At 33.6% G+C, this 18,936-nt stretch carries 17 protein-coding genes; 3 read left to right on the top strand and 14 right to left on the bottom strand.

The features are described 5' to 3' along the window. Positions 1-12: 12 nt before the first annotated feature. The 6 genes from ABDZ60_RS05900 to ABDZ60_RS05925 form a co-directional block, all read right to left on the bottom strand. A complete protein-coding gene (locus ABDZ60_RS05900; protein ID WP_343776886.1) occupies positions 13-1,137 on the bottom strand; it encodes a DUF2800 domain-containing protein in 1,125 nt (374 codons plus the stop codon). After that, positions 1,137-1,466 carry a hypothetical protein gene (locus ABDZ60_RS05905; RefSeq protein ID WP_343776888.1) on the bottom strand — a complete coding sequence of 110 codons (330 nt, stop codon included), beginning with the start codon at positions 1,464-1,466 and terminating at the stop codon, positions 1,137-1,139. Before ABDZ60_RS05905 ends, ABDZ60_RS05900 begins: the two co-directional genes overlap by 1 nt. A 13-nt stretch (positions 1,467-1,479) precedes the next feature. After that, the gene (locus ABDZ60_RS05910) at positions 1,480-2,274 is read right to left on the bottom strand and encodes a phage antirepressor KilAC domain-containing protein (protein ID WP_343776890.1); all 795 of its coding nucleotides are present in this window, start codon (positions 2,272-2,274) and stop codon (positions 1,480-1,482) included. Positions 2,275-2,286: 12 nt separating this feature from the next. After that, entirely contained in the window at positions 2,287-2,685 is a 399-nt protein-coding gene (locus ABDZ60_RS05915) for a DUF7768 domain-containing protein (protein ID WP_343776891.1), read from the bottom strand. Between the two features lie 5 nt (positions 2,686-2,690). Continuing rightward, entirely contained in the window at positions 2,691-2,849 is a 159-nt protein-coding gene (locus tag ABDZ60_RS05920) for a hypothetical protein (protein WP_343776893.1), read from the bottom strand. Between the two features lie 200 nt (positions 2,850-3,049). Beyond that, complete coding sequence (locus tag ABDZ60_RS05925) at positions 3,050-3,505, bottom strand: hypothetical protein (protein ID WP_343776895.1); 456 nt, start codon at positions 3,503-3,505, stop codon at positions 3,050-3,052. Positions 3,506-3,906: 401 nt separating this feature from the next. Between ABDZ60_RS05925 and ABDZ60_RS05930 the strand changes: the two genes are divergently transcribed. From ABDZ60_RS05930 to ABDZ60_RS05940, 3 genes are read left to right on the top strand one after another with little or no spacing between them, the layout of a single operon-like run. Beyond that, on the top strand, positions 3,907-4,902 hold the full coding sequence (locus tag ABDZ60_RS05930; protein WP_343776897.1) for an ABC-three component system protein: 996 nt from the start codon (positions 3,907-3,909) through the stop codon (positions 4,900-4,902). After that, the gene (locus ABDZ60_RS05935) at positions 4,895-5,350 is read left to right on the top strand and encodes an ABC-three component system middle component 2 (RefSeq protein ID WP_343776898.1); all 456 of its coding nucleotides are present in this window, start codon (positions 4,895-4,897) and stop codon (positions 5,348-5,350) included. Before ABDZ60_RS05930 ends, ABDZ60_RS05935 begins: the two co-directional genes overlap by 8 nt. Next, positions 5,351-7,162 carry an AAA family ATPase gene (locus ABDZ60_RS05940; RefSeq protein ID WP_343776900.1) on the top strand — a complete coding sequence of 604 codons (1,812 nt, stop codon included), beginning with the start codon at positions 5,351-5,353 and terminating at the stop codon, positions 7,160-7,162. A 216-nt stretch (positions 7,163-7,378) separates the two neighbouring features. Here ABDZ60_RS05940 and ABDZ60_RS05945 read toward each other — a convergent pair whose 3' ends face one another. From ABDZ60_RS05945 to pyk, 8 genes are all read right to left on the bottom strand, one after another. Further along, on the bottom strand, positions 7,379-8,377 hold the full coding sequence (locus tag ABDZ60_RS05945) for a GIY-YIG nuclease family protein (protein ID WP_343776902.1): 999 nt from the start codon (positions 8,375-8,377) through the stop codon (positions 7,379-7,381). Between the two features lie 178 nt (positions 8,378-8,555). Then, a complete protein-coding gene (locus ABDZ60_RS05950) occupies positions 8,556-10,490 on the bottom strand; it encodes a DEAD/DEAH box helicase (protein WP_343776904.1) in 1,935 nt (644 codons plus the stop codon). A gap of 6 nt (positions 10,491-10,496) precedes the next feature. Next, positions 10,497-13,124 carry a type IIL restriction-modification enzyme MmeI gene (locus ABDZ60_RS05955; protein ID WP_343776906.1) on the bottom strand — a complete coding sequence of 876 codons (2,628 nt, stop codon included), beginning with the start codon at positions 13,122-13,124 and terminating at the stop codon, positions 10,497-10,499. 6 nt (positions 13,125-13,130) lie between these two features. Beyond that, positions 13,131-14,030, bottom strand: a complete 900-nt coding sequence (locus ABDZ60_RS05960; RefSeq protein WP_343776908.1) for a DNA cytosine methyltransferase — start codon at positions 14,028-14,030, stop codon at positions 13,131-13,133. After that, positions 14,017-14,934 carry a DNA cytosine methyltransferase gene (locus tag ABDZ60_RS05965; RefSeq protein ID WP_343776910.1) on the bottom strand — a complete coding sequence of 306 codons (918 nt, stop codon included), beginning with the start codon at positions 14,932-14,934 and terminating at the stop codon, positions 14,017-14,019. The genes ABDZ60_RS05960 and ABDZ60_RS05965 overlap by 14 nt, the downstream gene beginning before the upstream one ends. Before the next feature lie 2 nt (positions 14,935-14,936). Then, a complete protein-coding gene (locus tag ABDZ60_RS05970; protein WP_343776989.1) occupies positions 14,937-15,137 on the bottom strand; it encodes a helix-turn-helix domain-containing protein in 201 nt (66 codons plus the stop codon). 407 nt (positions 15,138-15,544) lie between these two features. Continuing rightward, complete coding sequence (gene rlmD, locus ABDZ60_RS05975; RefSeq protein WP_343776913.1) at positions 15,545-16,909, bottom strand: 23S rRNA (uracil(1939)-C(5))-methyltransferase RlmD; 1,365 nt, start codon at positions 16,907-16,909, stop codon at positions 15,545-15,547. A gap of 563 nt (positions 16,910-17,472) precedes the next feature. After that, entirely contained in the window at positions 17,473-18,891 is a 1,419-nt protein-coding gene (pyk, locus tag ABDZ60_RS05980) for a pyruvate kinase (RefSeq protein ID WP_016207471.1), read from the bottom strand. Positions 18,892-18,936 lie beyond the last annotated feature (45 nt).

Here is an 18,936-nt window from a genome sequence, read left to right on the forward strand (position 1 = left end):
TTTTCCTCCTAATCATTCTGCAAAATCATCGTTTGCAGTAGCTAAATTTATTGGTTGACGTTTATCTGACATTGGAACTAAGGTAACTTTGCCCTGTGGCTTGTATACCAAATTTCCAAGTATCTGATTGAATTGTTTCTTGCCCATCAGTTTTTCCATTTCTGTAATACCAATAAGACTTTGTTTGAAGATATCTTCATAACCTGCTACTTTAGCAGCTTCAACGACATCTTCTTCACTTGTATACTTACGATTAGCTCTGCCTTCCACCAATTTGAAACCAGGCCATTGTTTGTTATGAACAATTGCTTCATTTTGTGCAAAGGTATATACTTCTTCTGCCCATTTCTTAAGGTCATCTGCAACAGTAAGTACTTCTGCCATTTCATCATCACTAAGTAGAGATGGCTCCTTAAATTCCATCTGTGCCAACTTTAAAAACTCATCTGCCCTTGCTCTACATTGAAATCTTGCTTTACAAAAGCGGCACCAGTCTCCTGCACAGAATTCTCCTTCACCAGCAAGAGCCATCTTTGCTTTAGGTACAAAAACTTTATTGGCCCATGATTTTAAATCATCTACTGTAATTTCCCATGTGCTAATCGACTCTAACCTTGGCTGTACAATAGTAAGTTCTAATACTTCTATATCAAAAAGAACTTCTAAATCGTTCAACACACCTAATCCATATATCATAAGCTGCACATTTTCAATAGCACTGACCGGAACACCTTTTCCAAGTTTTAGGTCAATTATTTGTATCTTTTTGTCTGTCACAATTACCATATCTGCCGTACCGTAACATTGCTCTACATAAGAGCTAAGATCAACTTTCTGTTCTATGATAAATACAGAAGACTTACATATCTGTTTTGCTAGTTCAATCTGCTGAATCACATAGGCTACATATTCATCTACAGCCGCCAACAATTCATCAGAATAGTAATCTGATACAGGTCTCTTGCTAAGGCACTTTAAATGCTTTTTAATAAGATGTTCGGCTAACGCATGTCCAGCAGAACCTTCTGCTGCGTAACTAGACTCCTCATCTGTAAACTGTTCCTCCAATCGTAGAGATGGGGTACAATTTATGTACCTCTTCCCCGATGATGGAGAAAATCGTGCGTGTTTCCCCATTAGAGTACCTCCGCCTTAGCTATCAAATCAGCTAACTTGTCTTCTGGCACACTTGAGAGTTTGTCTGCACCAAATTCATTAAGTAAGGCTTTTACCTTTTGTGTCTTTCCTTCTCGAGTTTTAACTGCTAAAACTGCTCGTACATCTTCTAAGGTTACTTTAGTAGCCTCTTCTTTAAGAGGTTCTGCTTTAGCTGGTGTTTCTGTTATTTCTTGTATTGTCTCTGGTGCAGCTTTCTTTTCATGTGCCTCTTTTACTTCTGCTAATTCTCTGAATCCAGTAGCAATTAATTCATAACCTTCTGCAATTTTTAAATAACTTCCTTTCATTGCATATCCTCCTCTATACATTCATTGGCTGTGGAACAAATAGATTAATAAAGTAAATTTGCCCCTTGCCTGTGACCTTAGTTGTTCTTGTTACTCTGATGCTTCCATCTGGATTTGTAATTGCAGATTCCTTAACTTCAAACAATCCCATATCCATACTTTTTTGAGTTGGCATATTCTTTCTACTGCCACCTTTTATCAAGTAGTCATTTTTTCTTAGCCAATCAAACAAGCGGTTTTGTCCAATGTCATAACCATTTTGCTTTAAGAGTTTAGCAAGGTCTCCAATTAAAATTGTTGTCTTGGAAGTTTCCACTGCGTTTGCAAATACAACTAAAGGTTTATCTTCTGCTGCTTTTGTTTCCAATGCATTTCTCTTTTCACGCTCTTCTTTTAATTCTGTAAGAAGTTTAATTCCAAACTCAGGACTTGCAAGAATTCTATCTAAAACATTGTCTGTAGCATAAATCCCATGCTTACGGATTTCTTTTAAAATTTCTTTAACCTGACGCTTGAATTGCTTTGCTATAGGCTTACGGCTTTGCATCAGCACTTCATAAAGTCCGTCTTCTGTAAGGAACCAGGCACTATAAGCATTGTTTAGAGTGCCTATTTGAATTAGCAACTTCTCTGATTCTTCAACATTTGCAAGCATCATACTTGTGTTAGAGTGTTCAATCCAATTTTTAACTTCATCAGCCTTGAAAATTGGATTTTCTATGTTACCATAAATTTTGAAGTCTTGTCCTAATACCTCACGGTGTTCAATTACTTCTAAATTGGGAATAATTATTTTTTCTTCTTTCATCTCTTTACCCTCCTACTGTAGTAATTTCAAGCCTTGAATTGCTGCTCTGAATACATCATCAAAGCGCTCATCAATAGCTAAGGTAGAAATTCCTATACGTTTCATCTGCTCATCGTATAAGCGAACCGGAAGTTTCATTTCCTTTGCTTTTTCCAACTCAAACTTCATACCTTCTGTTATCTTGAAACCAAAAATCCACAATTCATCACAGATTTTCATCAATTCTGCTCCTGATGAAATACCAAGCATTCTTTCTGCGGGGTCACTATCATCAAGAAATATTGGAAAATACAGATGTGGTGCAACTGGAACTACATCACAATGTGTTGCAATACTTGCATAGTACTTAGCCTTTTGTGTGTTGTTCTTTACATCTCCTCTATAAGGAGAACAAATAAATACTTTCTTCATAGTGCTTATCTCCTTTCATAATTTTTGGTAGAGACAGATGCTCTTGATTGGCTGGACTCATATTCTTCAACTTCCTTTTCAATCCTCATAAGCTTTTCTGCTAGATTTTTTGCTACAATGCTGATAGCCTGTAATACTCCGATTAATTCCTTGGGATTATCCATTGATTTTTCCTCCTATCCGAGCCATTTGCCTCTTCACAAGTAGGTAATGACTCTTTTTCAAAATGTGACGGAATGATTTTGAACTTTATTATTTTTCATTCCCTATCATAAGTAGGTAATGACCGATAAAAGAAAAGTGACGGATGTATTAATATAAAATATCACCCACCACTTTTTCCCATTTCATTTACTTTATGCAGCTAAATTTCATACCCTCTACTTCTAAAGTAGTTTTGCAATTTATGTAAGACTTTGGATTTCTTATCTGACATAGTTGTACGCTTTGCTTCATGCTGTCTAGCGTACTCGGCAAGAGAAACCTCCCCTGTTAAAACCGACATTGCCATATCTCGTTCTTCTGGCATCAATGACTCTAATGCTTTACTCAAAAGTTCTAGTTCCATATTCTTTTCAACTAGCTCTTCCACACTTTCAGAAGTTATCATAGAAGTAGATTCATCATTATACTTATCCTTCCAGTCATCATAAGACTCTTGGGAATAACCTCTCTCTTCCATTACATCTCTATTTCGTTGTTCCCGTTTTTTCTGTTGCCACCAAGGACGCATATAATTACCGTATTGTACTTGAGTAAGTTCCATTTCTTCTTCATATTTACCTGATTTAATAGTTACTTTTCTTAATTTTTCTGCCATATTAAAGGCCTCCTTTCAATTGCTCGAAACGGAGACCCTAAAAAAGGCAGACTTTAAGACAGCCACTTGGAAGATTAATATGTAGTAATCCAAAAAACGTCTCCGTTTCTGGACTGCTACCTTCAGCACTTCCCGGTGCCTGTCGGCAAACAGTCTATATTAAATTTTTTTCGTTTAAACCGGGAAACTCATATCCACATAGTGAGGATAGATTTAAACGATTTGAATTGATTGAGAAAAAATAGATTCTGTGATAAAATTGACTCTATAAGTCGAATTAACGCATCGAAATATATCTCACTTCTATAGATAAAATTCTATAGTAAAACTGAGAAGTTGTAATTTGGACAGGCTTGGGATAAACTTGGGATAAAATTGAGATATAAGTAAGGAGGTTGTCTATGGATATATTAAATTTTTCATCTTATGCCCGGGCTATTGAAAAAGGAATGCTAAACCCGGACCATACAGAAATCACCAGACTATTGTTGGGATTTATAGTAGATAGGGCCGATGTAACAAATAAAAATGGTCAACAATATAACATTGACAACCCTCAAGCTCATCAATGGTGGTACCAGAAAGAAGAGATTCCAAAGAATATAAAAAAAGCAGCTGGACGTCTGGATATCCAAGCTACAGCAAGCGATTATTTTGATGAAAACATTCTTAATGTTCTAAGTCAGCCTAAAGATGCTGATACATACGATGCTCTTCGTGATTTAATTAACAAACAAGAGATGGCTGTAGAAACCAGAACAAACCTTCTACAACTTCTTAGTAATAATGAGTTAAGTGACTTCCTGGCGCAGACATTTATACTAGCAATCCAAAAACAGAATAAATTAAGCAAAGCTCCAACTCCATCAATATCAACCGTGTCCATCTTAGAGGATGTTAAAAAGCTGCAAGAACTTTTTAGCCATTATCCAAAACCATTAACACTTATTCCACCAGAGGACTTGGAAGAACACGAGATGGTTTATGTTCATGAATTATTTGCCGCCTATGCAGATGCAGAAGGATTGGAGGATTTTTCAAAAGAGGATTTAGTTAAATATAAACGTTATAGAAGAGACTTCTTATATCAGCGGAAAGAATACTATGCTGCAGAGAGTATACGCCAATCAGTACGAGATACCCTTATGCCTATAGAATACAAAGAATTTGATGTTTTAAAGCAAGAAACTCTTTCCGGTATTAGGCCTGTTCATAATAGATATTACCCAAATGGGTTTGAACGATTAAATTCTGTTATGGCACATGCTACAGTTATTAAAGTAAATAAATCATTATTAACACAGCTTCCTGGGTGGATTGGTGCTGAAGAAACAATGGGAGTCTGCCATATGCTTGTAAATGATGGTGAAATAAAGTGGGTGGATGATGATGAATAGTATTTTTAATTCGCCATTCGAAGTCTCACTACGTGTCTTGTTAATCTTGGAGAACTCTAATGGATTATTATATTCTTCAGATATGCTCGCAGCAATTGATTTCATGGCAGTATACGGACAAGATTTTGGCATTTCTGATAACAACATGCATGGAAACAACCTTTTTAAATACAGTGAGTTTGCTACAAGAAGAGAACTTACAAAAGAGGCTACAAGAAATCTAGTACTCAAAGATCTAATTTCTGTTGACTGCGGTCAAAATGGATTTACATATACAATTACAACTATAGGTATACAATACTGTTCTTCTTTAAAAAGCGATTATGCCAATTGCTACCGTGAAATGGTTACTAAAGTACTTAATTATATTGAAGATATGTCAGAGAAGAAAGTATTAAACCTTATCAACGAACATTCAATACGTTCTCTACGGAAGGGAGGAAATTAAATGCGAAACTTTTATATAAAAAAATTATCATTAACTGGACCTACCGTGGAAGTTTCCTCCATAGACTTTATCGATGGATTAAACATCATATGTGGGCCATCAGATACCGGAAAAAGTTATATTGCTGAGTGTTTTGACTTTATGTTTGGTGGATCTGTAAAAGACTTTCCAATAGATAAAAAAACAGGATATAATCAGGTCTGTATGAAAATCGCTACATACAATGGTGACATTACTTTAAGAAGAGATTTTGAGGAATCCAGCATATATGTCAGTAGCCAAAATCCTGATTTTGAATCTGGAAAATACAGTACTGGAAAAGCTAGAAAGAATATGAATGATTTTTGGCTGCGCTTAATGGGCATAGAAGATCCTGTTTCAATAATTAAAAATGAAAATTTTGAAAGGAATAATCTAACAGTACGTACCTTCTTACATTCCTTCTGCATAAAGGAAGATAATGTTTTTCAAAAAGAAAGCGTTATGTTTCAAAAATCTGTTTTTTCACGTACAGCTATCATGAGTATACTGCTCTATTTCATTACAGGTAATACCTATAATGAAGAAGATCCTAAAGAAACTAAAGCTATAAAGGCTGCTAAGAAGAAAGCTATAAAAGAATACATTGATTCAAATCTATCTTATCTTGCAGTTAGAAAAGCTGAATTAGCCGAGTATAATGGCCCAAACACGGAAGAATTACAGCTTAAGATAAATAATATATTAAATGAAATTGCCGAAACAGAAAGTTCAATTACAATCGCAGTAAATAGAAGTAAAGAACTTTCAAATGAGATACTAAAATTAAATGATCAACTTGCAGAATGTAGTATGATGCTTAAGCGTTTTCAAGTTCTTAGAAGTCAATATCAATCTGATATAAAGCGCTTAACATTTATAGTTGAAGGTGATCTCCATAAATATACCATACCAGATGTTGTAAAATGTCCATTCTGTGATGGTGCTCTTCCCAAAGCAGAAGAAAAATCCTGTGCTGAAGCTGCACAGGCAGAACTGCAGAAAATATTACCGCAACTTAGTGATCTTGATGATGCCGAAAGTGATATTATTTTTGAGGAAGATGAACTAAATGAAAAATCTGATAGCTTAATCAAAGAGCGTACAGAAATTGAATCTGTTATTAATTCAGAATTACGCCCTCGTATCGCTACATTACGAAAGACTCTAGCTGAATATAGACATTCAATTGAAATTCATAGCCAGTCAGCTGCTGTTGAGAGTTTTGAGAAGGTTATCACTGAAGATCTCTATAAAATAGACGTGGATGAAGAAGAACTTGAAATCAAATTCAAGCCTAAAGAATATTACACTACCGAAATTAGAAAAAGACTTGATGATATTTTAGCTGATGTTTTAGAGAAGTGCAATTTTACGAATTACAGCAATTCCTATTTTGATTTAGATTCATTTGATGTTGTAGTTAATGGAAAAAGTAAAAGAAACTTTGGTAAAGGATATAGAGCCTTTCTTAATACGGCTGTTGCCTTTACTTTCATGAAATACTTATCTTCAGAATGTGAATATTCACCAAATTTATTACTAATAGACTCACCTATTCTTTCTTTGAAAGAAGGTAAGACCAATAAATCTGAAAAGATGAAAGATGAAAAGATATCAGAAGGTATGAAATCTTCACTCTTCCAATACTTGGTTAATAATCAGAAATATGGTCAAACTATCATTATTGAAAATGAAATTCCAAATGTAGATTACAAAAATACTAATATTATACGCTTTACACATAATGAAAATGAAGGTCGTTATGGTTTACTTTATGGCGTAACTGATTAAATAAAGAAACGCCTACTCAGCCATCTATTTTGACATGAGTAGGTGTTTTCTATACGTCAGTTTTTCTCTGTGCAAATCCAATACACAAAATTCTTCATTAGAAACTTCAAAAATCCCATTGTTATACGTTTTTCAAACGTTTTAAAATCACACACTAATGGCATAAAAAGCACCCTATAGTAGATTTTTAGGTATAAATATTAACCCCCTCTCTTTTTACTTATTTTTAATAATAGTGCCTATTTTAGAATTATAAGAATACTGTTCTACTTTCTGTTCAACAATTAATTTAATTACTTCTTCAATGACCGAAAGAGGCGCAACAAACCATTCTCTTGGATAATGCTTATCACCATTTTTATCTGTTACTTCAAAGGCAACATTAACCTCTTTAAAAAAATTATGAATGTTACTTTCGAGATATGGAACATTGAGATTATAACATCTAACTGTCATTACAATTTTCACTTCACTCATAAGATATGTCGGCTCATTTATAGCATTCTTTATTCTTTCGGTAACATCACCTTTACAATACCCAACCTTATAGAGATTTTCTATACTTGATATCTGCGGATTGTTACTAAGACTACTTAAAACATAAATATATCCGTTTTGTACATCATTTTCATCAATTTGAACATCTTGGCTACCATGTTCTTCAACTTCGCTTACCCCAAATCCATCTTTAAGTAATGCTTTGTAAAGGGATCGAAATAGCATATCAGATTCTGTTCCATTATCAAAGATGCACCTAGTTCTTCCATCTTGCCTAAATCTCGTCCCACTGTTATATTCTTCCTTTTGTAACGTATGAGAACTTTTTTCAAGGTATAGTAGAATTCCTCGCAACACAAAGAACTTACCCACTTCCAAATCTTGTTCCTTAAATTCTGTTAGTTTACGCCTTCCGTACTTTAAGTCTTCATGTACTGAATTAAACATAGTTTCATATTCGTCGAAATTTTTGCACTGATTTCTCCGAGAAATATATTCTGGACGAATTCTATCTGATTTATTAACATACTTAAGTGAGAAAATACTTTCATCCATATCGGGTATATTTAAAAGATTCAAAGGGTCATCTCCAAGTATATCCTCAACTGTAACCGATTTACTAGATTCACACTTTAATAAATTGTGGAAGTCAAACGGCAATAAGTTCTTAACCTTCTGTGGATTATTTCTTATACCTTGCAAACGAGAAGCAAGCATAAATTCATCAATCTCACTTCCTAATTCGGGAACTCTTCCATTTTCCTCATAAAAGTTATTAATTTCTTCAAAACTATTAATTAATCTTTGTTCCTCCGGTGTTCTTTCCGCTTTCTCAGTAGCATCGGGTAATGCTAATAAGCCCAAAGGGTCTTCGCTAAATATGGCATCAAATTTCCTATTCATTTTTCATCTGCTCCCTCTTTACTTGACGTAAATAAACAAGTGCCTCTGCTAATCTCCTTTCATGTGGATCCAAGGCATCAAGGGAAGGCTGCCTACGTGTTGCCTTAACAAATTCATTTATTTTAGGCCATAAGAATATTGCCTCATCATCCGTCATATTTACCTTGAATGCTGCAATACATTCCTGAATAGATTTTAACACTTTAGGAGTGATTGATTTTGATATAACCTCAAAAGCTTGTTGAAAAGGATTTACAGAATCTATTAAGTCAATGCTTAGTTCCTCGATATTAATAAACTTATCTGTCAACTTAATAAAGCGTTTATCTCCTTCCGTTTCTATTTTTGAGTGCCTAATTACCATATCAGTTATAAGGTGTTGTCTTACAGTTTCCACCTCATCTTCATTCAAATCAGGGTACTTAGTCATTATTATTTTAGGTATCAACACCTGATTGACAACATCATTGTCAACAACTCCCGACAAAGACTTAACCATTTCCTGGTCTTGTAGTATTGTAGCCTTCAATTCAGTTAAATCAGATTCTAATATATTTTTAACCCTTGAGGTATTCGGTTTACGCAACCCATTAATGCGTATCGTATTTGAGGATGCATCATCTTCAGAACTCTCCTCATTGTCACGTGGCTTAAAGTTAAAATTAGGAGCCAAAACTTGTTCCATCAAAAGTGAAGCAGCAATGGCTTTTAGCATATTATTTACAGCTTCGATAACTTCATTATTTTCTGCGTCTGGTTCTGCAATTAAATTTGTAAACTGAGCATGTGTCTTGTTACTGCTATCTCTCGTACATCTTCCAATAATCTGAATAATTTCTGTTAACGAACCTCTATATCCTACAGTTAAAGCATGTTCACAAAATGCCCAGTCAAATCCTTCTTTTGCCATCCCTAACGCAATAATTAAATCGACTTCATCCTCTGATTTAATATTTCTCAAGAAATTTACAGTTTTCTCACGTTCACTAAGATTATCATTTACTAAATCGGCAATCTTTACAATCTTGCCATCAGGTCTTTCTACATAAAATATATTAGTCTCACTATCAACATTTATTATATCGCCTATACTATCGATAATTGTATCTACCTCTATATACTTATCCTTTGTTGATTCTCCTGAATTAACATTTGGAATATGCAATATAGTCTTCTTATCTGTATCAAGTACTTCATTTATTGCATCCATATATTTGCCATGATAAAAGTGAAATCCAATTCCAAGTGACTTTAAGTACTTATATCCATTTAACTGTTCATAATAATTATATGTTACCTTATAAAACTTAGCCTCATCATCAGGCATTAATACCGGAATGCCATCTCCCCTAAAATATGATCCAGTCATCGCCATAATATGGGCATTGGTTGAATCCATTAGCATGCGCACCAACTCACCTAACTTACTTTCGTAATTAGCAGAAACGTGATGAAATTCATCTATAGCAACCAAGCAATTATTAAACTTTTCAGCCCCAAATTTATCAAATGCAAATCTTAGCGTCGCATGTGTGCAAACTAATTTGTCCGCATCAGAATCTAAGAATTTGCCTAACATTGTAACTTTACTATTTTCTCCTCCGGGCAGGCATAAATTATATTGACTGTCTATTTCCCAGTTACTATAGAAACCACCTTCAACTAAATTTGTATTCTTAAACGAGCCACCAATTGAGCGTTCTGGCACTGCAACAATTACTTTTGATACCTGGTGCGTTGCCAACTTATCTAGTGCAATAAACATTAAGGCTCTTGATTTTCCGGAAGCTGGAGGTGCTTTCAGTAATAAATACTGTGCATTTCGTGCTTCGTATGCTCGGCTTTGCATTTCTCGCATTCCCATATTATTTATTTTGATGCTCTTCTCGGTTGCCTGGTATTCTACACTAATAATATTTTCAGCCATAATATCTTATACTCCTTTCAAATGTTTATACAATTCAAACATACAATCAAGTCTTTCTTGATCAGAAAAAAATCCACCTTCTTTATAACAGTTTTCAATAGTTGAATCTAATATTTTATGAGCATACAGTAAACCATTTGGTATTTCATCTGAATCATACAATTCTGCTAACGTCCTTTCAGACTCTTTTTCTCTCTCCATAATGACACCAAAGACACATTCTCTTATGTCATTTTTTTGTTCTTCGGATAAAACTGGTATTGGGAATGTGTTGTAACCTATTACATTAGAGTACCTAATACGTGTTTCAAGTCCACCACAAACTGTTCTAACCCAAAGATTATGCATTCTTGAAGCAATTAGACCAAAAACCCAAGGATCCGCATCATAAATTGCAAAACTCAAATTTGTAACTATTGTGTTTTTGTTAGCATAACCAACTTGGAAATATTGCCTCTTTTCTGATGAGACAGATGGAATAACTAGTGTATACTTTCTAGCTTCATTCGTTTCTCTAAATTGATGAGCTCTTTCCGCCAATTTATGAGCGCTTTTATCAGTACTTGCCAAACGTGCTTGTTTAACATTTTCTATACGTTCAGCAATAAGTGGTATAGAAAGTGCATCATTTAAATCTTTATCTTTAATCCATAAACACCAACGCTCTATATTGTGAATAAATTCTTCTGAACCTACTACACGTTTTAAAAATTTTGCAGCCTCTGGATAAATTGTAAGGATTTCATCCTTTTCAGTTGGAGTGAGAAGCAAATCTTTACCATACGGCATATTTCCTTTTACCATAGCCGGTAATCCACTTATTGATGCTCGATTCTCTTTATGTACAATAACGTCTCCTGCGGTTAAATAAGGACTGATTTTTTCTACATCATAAGCTATATTATTATTAAAGATGGTTTTCCTTTGTCCGAATGATACGGAATGACAACCTACAATAACCACAGTAACAGCCGTATTATTTTGTCCATCATTTTTCCACTTAAATGCAGTATGTGCAAATGATATCTCAATCCCTTTATTAAAAACTACAGGCCAAAACTCAGGGACTTGTACTCCTTGTGTAAGAGAATTGGTAGTTACAAATGCGAATGCACTATTTGTACCGCTTATGTATTTTGCGGCTAGATAAAACCAGCAAGCTGCAAAATCAATATCTCCAATTTTCATACCGTTCTCTATTTCTTCTTTAAATACTGTTTTTACTATTCTTTTTTGAATGTCAGTTTGTTTTCTTGCTCCTCTATATGATGGATTCCCTATGATATACACAGTTCCCTGATCCTTAGGACATACAGCATCCCATTCATACTCTGTAGCAATCCCTTGTACAATATTATTACTCCCTAGCCAATTCAGATCACCTATTGATTCTAGTCCTTCATCAATAGACATTTTGTAATTTATAAAATACAAACCAATCTTAGCAATATCACATGCTAAAGGATTTAATTCGATTCCATAAAACTGCCCAATATCAACTGCATACTTAATATCTTCGTAGCTAATCTCATGGAGATGTGATTTAACCCTTTTTTCTAATAGCCTAAGTTCCCTAAATGTAATCATTAAAAAATTGCCCGTTCCACAAGCGGGGTCAAACACCTTGATATGTGTAATTTTCCGTAATATCTCTTTGCATTTTTCAACATTTCCCTTTGCCTTTTCAAATTCGTCATATAAATCATTCAAAAATAGAGGACCTATTACTTTATATACATTTGCAGTACTAGTATAATTGTAAGCAACTCCTGCCATTTCCGGAAAAGCAATTGTTTGAATTAACGAACCTAAAACATCTGGCTCAACTTCAGACCAATCCATTTCACATATATCCAATAACAGTTTCCTAGTTGATGTATCAAAGATTGAAACTTCTTCCTTGGGTGTAAAAAGGCTAATATTATATGTTACTATTGCATCTGCTACATATTCTGGAACTGTATCATCTGCTTTATTATGCAATGACATAAAGATATGATTTATAAGTTTAGATAAGTCACTGCCATCTTGCTTACTATACATTGTAATCAATTTGTGAAGTGATCCATTCATTATGATACCGAAGCTATCAGCAAAAAAGCAAAAAAGTAGCCTAACCAAAAGAGTTCTTAATTTTTCTTCTCCTTCTGTCTCCCCAGCATTTAACACAAGCAGTTCATTATATAACTGAGCAAATTTTTCACCAATCCTAACGTTAACCGTCTTTCTGTCATTTAATACAGACTTCTCCCTCCCCATTAAAGGGAGAAAGAAATCATATTGTTTATAAAACTCTATTCTTGAAACAGCTAACCACTCTTCCAATACAGTGTCATATGCCAAAATATCTCTTTGATTCATCAGCATAATAATTCTTGCAGTAGATTTTCTTTGGCGTGTTCTCTTTATACTGTCAAATTTTGTGTACAAGTTTTCACTTGTAGTAAAAACAAAAGATAATTTATTTGATATGCCTATTTCATTATTAACCTTGAAATTTTCTTCTAAATTCAAGCGCATAATAGTTGCCTTTGGAATTTTATAGCATCTTAGAATACCACAAAAAAATTTTAATGAATCTTCCTCAGCACAAATACTTTTAATATCTAACTGCAGTGCTTCGTATTCCGTCATTTGAAATTACCCCCTTTTGGCATAATCAAGTACACATCTTCCAACATATTCTGCTAATTTTACAGGCACAGCATTTCCGATAGCCTGCTCAACAACAGTTTTGCTTCCATCAAATTCAAACCAGTCGGGAAAAGTCTGAATATAACTTCGTTCTTTAGATGTTAAACTTCTTACTCCATCTGATATTTCTGCTTTATCAGCTGGATGCTTTTGATATCCTTCTGGTATCGGCCTATTTACACCTCTTATTGTAGCACTTGGCTCATGAATACTAAAGACCGCTCGTCTATTGTAGCTTCTTGGATGCATATAGTAGAATTGAGTACCTAGGGAATCCCCCAGGTATTCAAAAATTGTCATTTGTTTTGCGCTCATTCTACTATTAAGAAGCGTTTCCAAAAATTCATCTTTATCACCAAGATGACCAACCATAAAAAACCTTTTTCGTGCTTGAGGCACCCCACATCGTGATGCATCTAGTATTTTTATTGTCAGTCCATATCCTGCATTTTTCAGAATCGAAACTGCCTTAGGTAGAACTGGCATACGTTCAATATTATATACGTTCTCCATAACAAACCACTCTGGACGAACAGATGATACTATTTCAGCAAATCTAATTGTAAGATTTGATCTTTCTCCCATATTACGCTTTCCAGCAATCGAAAAATCCTGGCAAGGTGGTCCTCCGATGATTATATCTGGTTTTAAAGATGATATTTCTGCATTTACCGTTTCATCATTTAAATCCTTATTATAAACGCCATGATTAAAGTTCTTCTTATATATGTTTACTGCCGACTCCCAATTATCATATGCAGCAATGATATCGAATCCTGCGTTCTGAAAACCAAGCGACATTCCACCACAACCACAGAATAAATCTACAAGCCTAATTGTCCTCACCTCTTAATTGCAATTTTTCTTCGTATTCCATAACAGCAGAAGCAACATACTCTGCTAATTTCACAGGAACTGCATTTCCTATCATTTGATTCAAATTTGATTTATTATCTTCAAATATAAAATTCTTTGGAAAAGTTTGCATGTAACTTCTTTCAATAGGAGTTAAAGCTCTTACCTCTGGACCTATATCAACCAAGTCTCCTGGATGTTTTACATAATTTTTAGGGATGGGTCTATCCACACCCCTGATTGTTACACAAGGCTCATATATGCTAAAAACTGCCCGCCTATTATAACTGCGTGGTATTCTAAAATAATACTTAACTCCTAGGGAATCCCCTAAATAGTCGTATATTGACATAGGCTTTTCTGCAAGTTTTTCATCTAGTCTCTCTGACAGGAAATTATCTACATCACCGATATGTCCAATAAGAAAAAATCGGTTTCTCTTTTGTGGGACACCACAAAGACTTGCATCCAACACTTTTTCTGTTAACCCATAACCAGCTTCTTTTAACTTGGAATATACGATTTTATATGTTTCACTATTTCTAATTCTAGGCACATTTTCCATTACAAAGTACTTAGGTTTTGCTGTAATAACAATGTCCGTATATGTTATAGACAACTCAGCTCTTCCAAGACTCTCATCTCTATGTCCCGCTGAAGAGAAATCTTGACAAGGTGGGCCTCCAATAATAATGTCAGGCTGCAATCCTAATATCTCATTGATTATGCCGCTCTCCGATACATCCTTTAAAAAGATTGGATGTTTAAAATTTTTTTTATAAGTTTCTACCGCAGGTTCCCAGTTATCGTATGCCGCTACTATATTGAATCCTGCATTCTGAAATCCTAGGGACATCCCTCCACACCCTGCAAATAAATCAACTGTCTTTAGCATTTTTATCCCTCTCGTTCTGTATTTTTATCTTTTGAGACCAAGCTACAAATATCTCCAATATCACAGGACAAAATCTCACATATACTTTTAAGTGCTGCAAGTGATACATCTTCTTCTTTGTTTAAGCGTGTAAAAACGCCAGTAGACAACTTGGCCTTTTTTCGCAACTCACTTTTTGTCATATTCTTTTCAATAAGTAATATCTATAGTTTTTTGTAACTTGTATGCATCAAATCACCTTTACCTATTTTATGAATTAGTAATTCTCTAATATTTTATCATTTAAGTATCCACTTATCAATAAAGTTTAATCTAAACATCAGAACTCCTCTCTAATAATAGATAGCTTTTGCATATTTTCAGATTCTCAAAATTAAGTAAAAAATAAAAAATAAGCAAAATAATAAACAACACCTGATAGAAACCAGGGGGGCGTTTTTCTCTATCTACATAAACATTTACGCAAAACCTATACCTTAACGCAAATATCCCTATTTCTGCGTAAAAGTTAGACCCCCTAAAGCAAAAATTCCCCCAAACCATCAGTTTGAGGGAACATAAAACACACATCAATATTTACTTAAAAACCTTCAAAGCCTTTGATATCTGGCTATTTCTTGACTATCTTCACCACCGTCTCCACGTGCGCAGTATGCGGAAACATATCCACCGGCTGAACTTCCTCAGTCTTGTATCCTAGTTCTTCTAGTATTTTCAAATCTCTTGCTAAGGTACTAGGATCACAGGAAACATATACTACTCTTTTTGGTTTTGCTTTTCCTATAGCTTCTAGTAATTTTATATCGCATCCCTTTCTTGGAGGATCTACTACTATAACATCTGGATTGATTCCCTTTTCTATTAAATCAGGTATTATTTCTTCAGATTTACCCACAAAGAACTCTGCATTATCCACAGAATTTATGTTAGCATTTTCTTTTGCATTGTGGATAGCTTCTTTTATTATTTCTACACCATAAACTTTTTTTGCTTTTTGTGAAAGGAATAATGTTATTGTTCCTGTACCGCAATATGCATCAAAAACTGTTTCTTCACCTGTAAGGGCAGCATATTCTAATGCTTTAGAATACAATACTTCTGTTTGATTTGGATTAACTTGAAAAAATGAAAGAGGTGATATTTTAAATTTAAAGTTTCCTATATAATCCGTTATTATATCGTCTCCCCATAATGTTATACACTTTTCACCTAGTATTACATTAGTATCTTTTTCATTTATGTTTTGAATAACACTTTTTATTCCATCAGTATTATTTTTTATCATTTCTACAAATTCACTTATATATGGAATATCTTTTTTAGTTGTTACTAATACAACCATAACCTCATTAGTTTTAAACCCTCTACGAATCATTATATGTCTTATTAATCCTTTAGGATTAAATTTTCCATCTATTGTTGCAGGCATTATTTTGTACTTTTCTATCCAAGTTCTAGTTATTTCAGTAACCTTATCTGCTATCTTATCTTGAATTAAACAAGTATCTAAATCTATTATGTCGTGACTTCTTGGTGCATAAAAGCCGATTGATAATTTTCCTTTTACCATTCCAACTGGTAGCTGAACTTTGTTCCTGTATCGTTCTGGAACATCCATTCCTAATGGATATGTTACAAGTTCTTTTGATAATCCACCAATTTTTGAAACACAATCCTTAACTCTTTCATATTTATAATCTAATTGTTTTTTATAACTTATATGTTGAAGTGAACATCCCCCACATTTTTTGTAATTTATGCATTTAGGTTCTACTCTATCTTCTGAAGCTTCTACTATTTCTAATAGCTTTCCATATGCAAAGATCTTCTTAACCTTAACTATTAAGACTCTTACCTTTTCACCATATATAGCACCTTCTATAAATATTGGATATCCATCTATTTTAGCAATACCTTCGCCTTCATAGCCTACACCAACTATATCTAATATATATTCATTATTCTTTTCAACCAAAATAATCACCTCTTAAAATCTTATATAAAAATTTTAACTATTCTCTAAAGTTTCATCTTATAATATCATGAACTCACTATAGCCACAAGGGGATATACTTTTCTTCTTAAGTTTATACACTTATCAAAAATTTATATTACTTAAATCTATGTCAGACTGTTAACTACAAATTATTAATTGATATATAGCATACTTATTTTAGGGTAAAAAAAAATGGCATCCTAAGATGCCCAAATTCAGAATTAGTTGCCATTTAATTCCATTTAATATTATTACAATATTCTTTTCATAATATACATTATAACTGAAATATTATCAATATAATTATTAACATTTTGTTAATTATCTAAATATAACTACTTTTATATCTATAATTACACAATTTATTAACAAATTTATTGCCTTTTAGATTTTAATTGATAATTATTATCAATTTATTTGTGATTGATAAATTTATATGCCTTTTCGCCAACTGAATGAAAAAATTATAAAAAGTTATATCTACATGATAAACTTTTTATAATTTCCTAAAGAGTAAAAAAAGAAGCCTAAAGGCTTCTCTTTTATTCAACCACGCTTATCTTTAATAAGTTAGTAGTTCCTATTTCAGCTATTGGAACTCCAGCTGCTATTACAACTGTATCTCCTGACTTGACAAATCCATTAGCTTCTGCAACTCTAACTGATTCTTCCATCATTTGGTCAGTTGATTCCATTTGTCTTGAAACAACTGGATAAACTCCAAAGCATAATGCTAACTTTTTAGCCACTTTTTCATCTGGAGTTACAGCAACTATTGGACAATCTGGTCTACATTGAGATAATCTTCTTGCAGTTGCTCCACTTTGTGTTGATGAAATTATTGCTGAAGCTTTTAATTCATTTGCAGCATTTGCAGCTGCTCTTGAAATAACTCCTGCTATAGCTGGTATATGTTTCTTAGCTTTTGATGTAGCTATTTCGTAGTGTAATTGGCTTTCTGCTTCTATAGCTATTTTTGCCATAGTTTCTACAGCTTCTACTGGCCAATCTCCATTTGCTGATTCTCCTGATAACATTATAGCATCAGTTCCATCATAAATAGCATTAGCAACGTCAGATACTTCTGCTCTTGTTGGTCTTGGATTTCTTATCATAGAATCTAACATTTGTGTAGCTGTTATAACTGGTTTTCCGATTATATTACACTTTTCAATTATCATTTTTTGAACTGCTGGTAGTTTTTCCATTGGAATTTCTACTCCTAGATCTCCTCTAGCTACCATTATTCCATCAGATGCTTCTAATATAGCATCTATATTGTCTACACCTTCTTGGTTTTCTATTTTTGAGAATATTTGAATATGTTCTCCACCATTTTCAACTAATATTTTTCTTATGGCTTCAACATCAGATGCTTTTCTTATAAATGAAGCTGCAACTAAATTAACTCCAATTTCACAACCAAATTTTAAATCAGCTATGTCTTTTTCTGTTAATGCTGGTAACTTAATTGAAACTCCTGGAACGTTAACTCCCTTATGTGTTCCTACAAATCCTGTATTCATAACTTTACAGTTAATCTTGTTTCCTTCAATTGATTCAACTTTTAGTCCAACTAAACCATCATCTATTAATATAATATTTCCTGGTTTAACATCATTAGCTAATCCTTCATATGTAACTGTACACTTAGTTGTATCTCCAATTACATCTCCACCTGCATATATTACAAAATCCTCACCTGATTTTAGTTCAACTTTTTTAGGCTCAAATTTTCCAGTTCTTATTTCTGGTCCTTTAGTATCTAGCATTATAGCTATTTCTTTATTGTATTTTTTAGCTAAGTCTTTAACTAGATTTATTCTTTCAGCATGTTCTGCATGATCTCCATGTGAAAAGTTGTGTCTTGATGCATTCATTCCTGCTTCTATTATTTTTGATAATATTTCTGGATTTTCACTAGCTGGTCCTATAGTACAAATCATCTTAGTTTTTCTCATGTAACAACACTCCTTTAATTTACGTATATAATTTTATTGTTGGCT

Source organism: Clostridium sartagoforme, from assembly GCF_039521405.1.
Lineage (GTDB): Bacteria > Bacillota > Clostridia > Clostridiales > Clostridiaceae > Clostridium > Clostridium sartagoforme.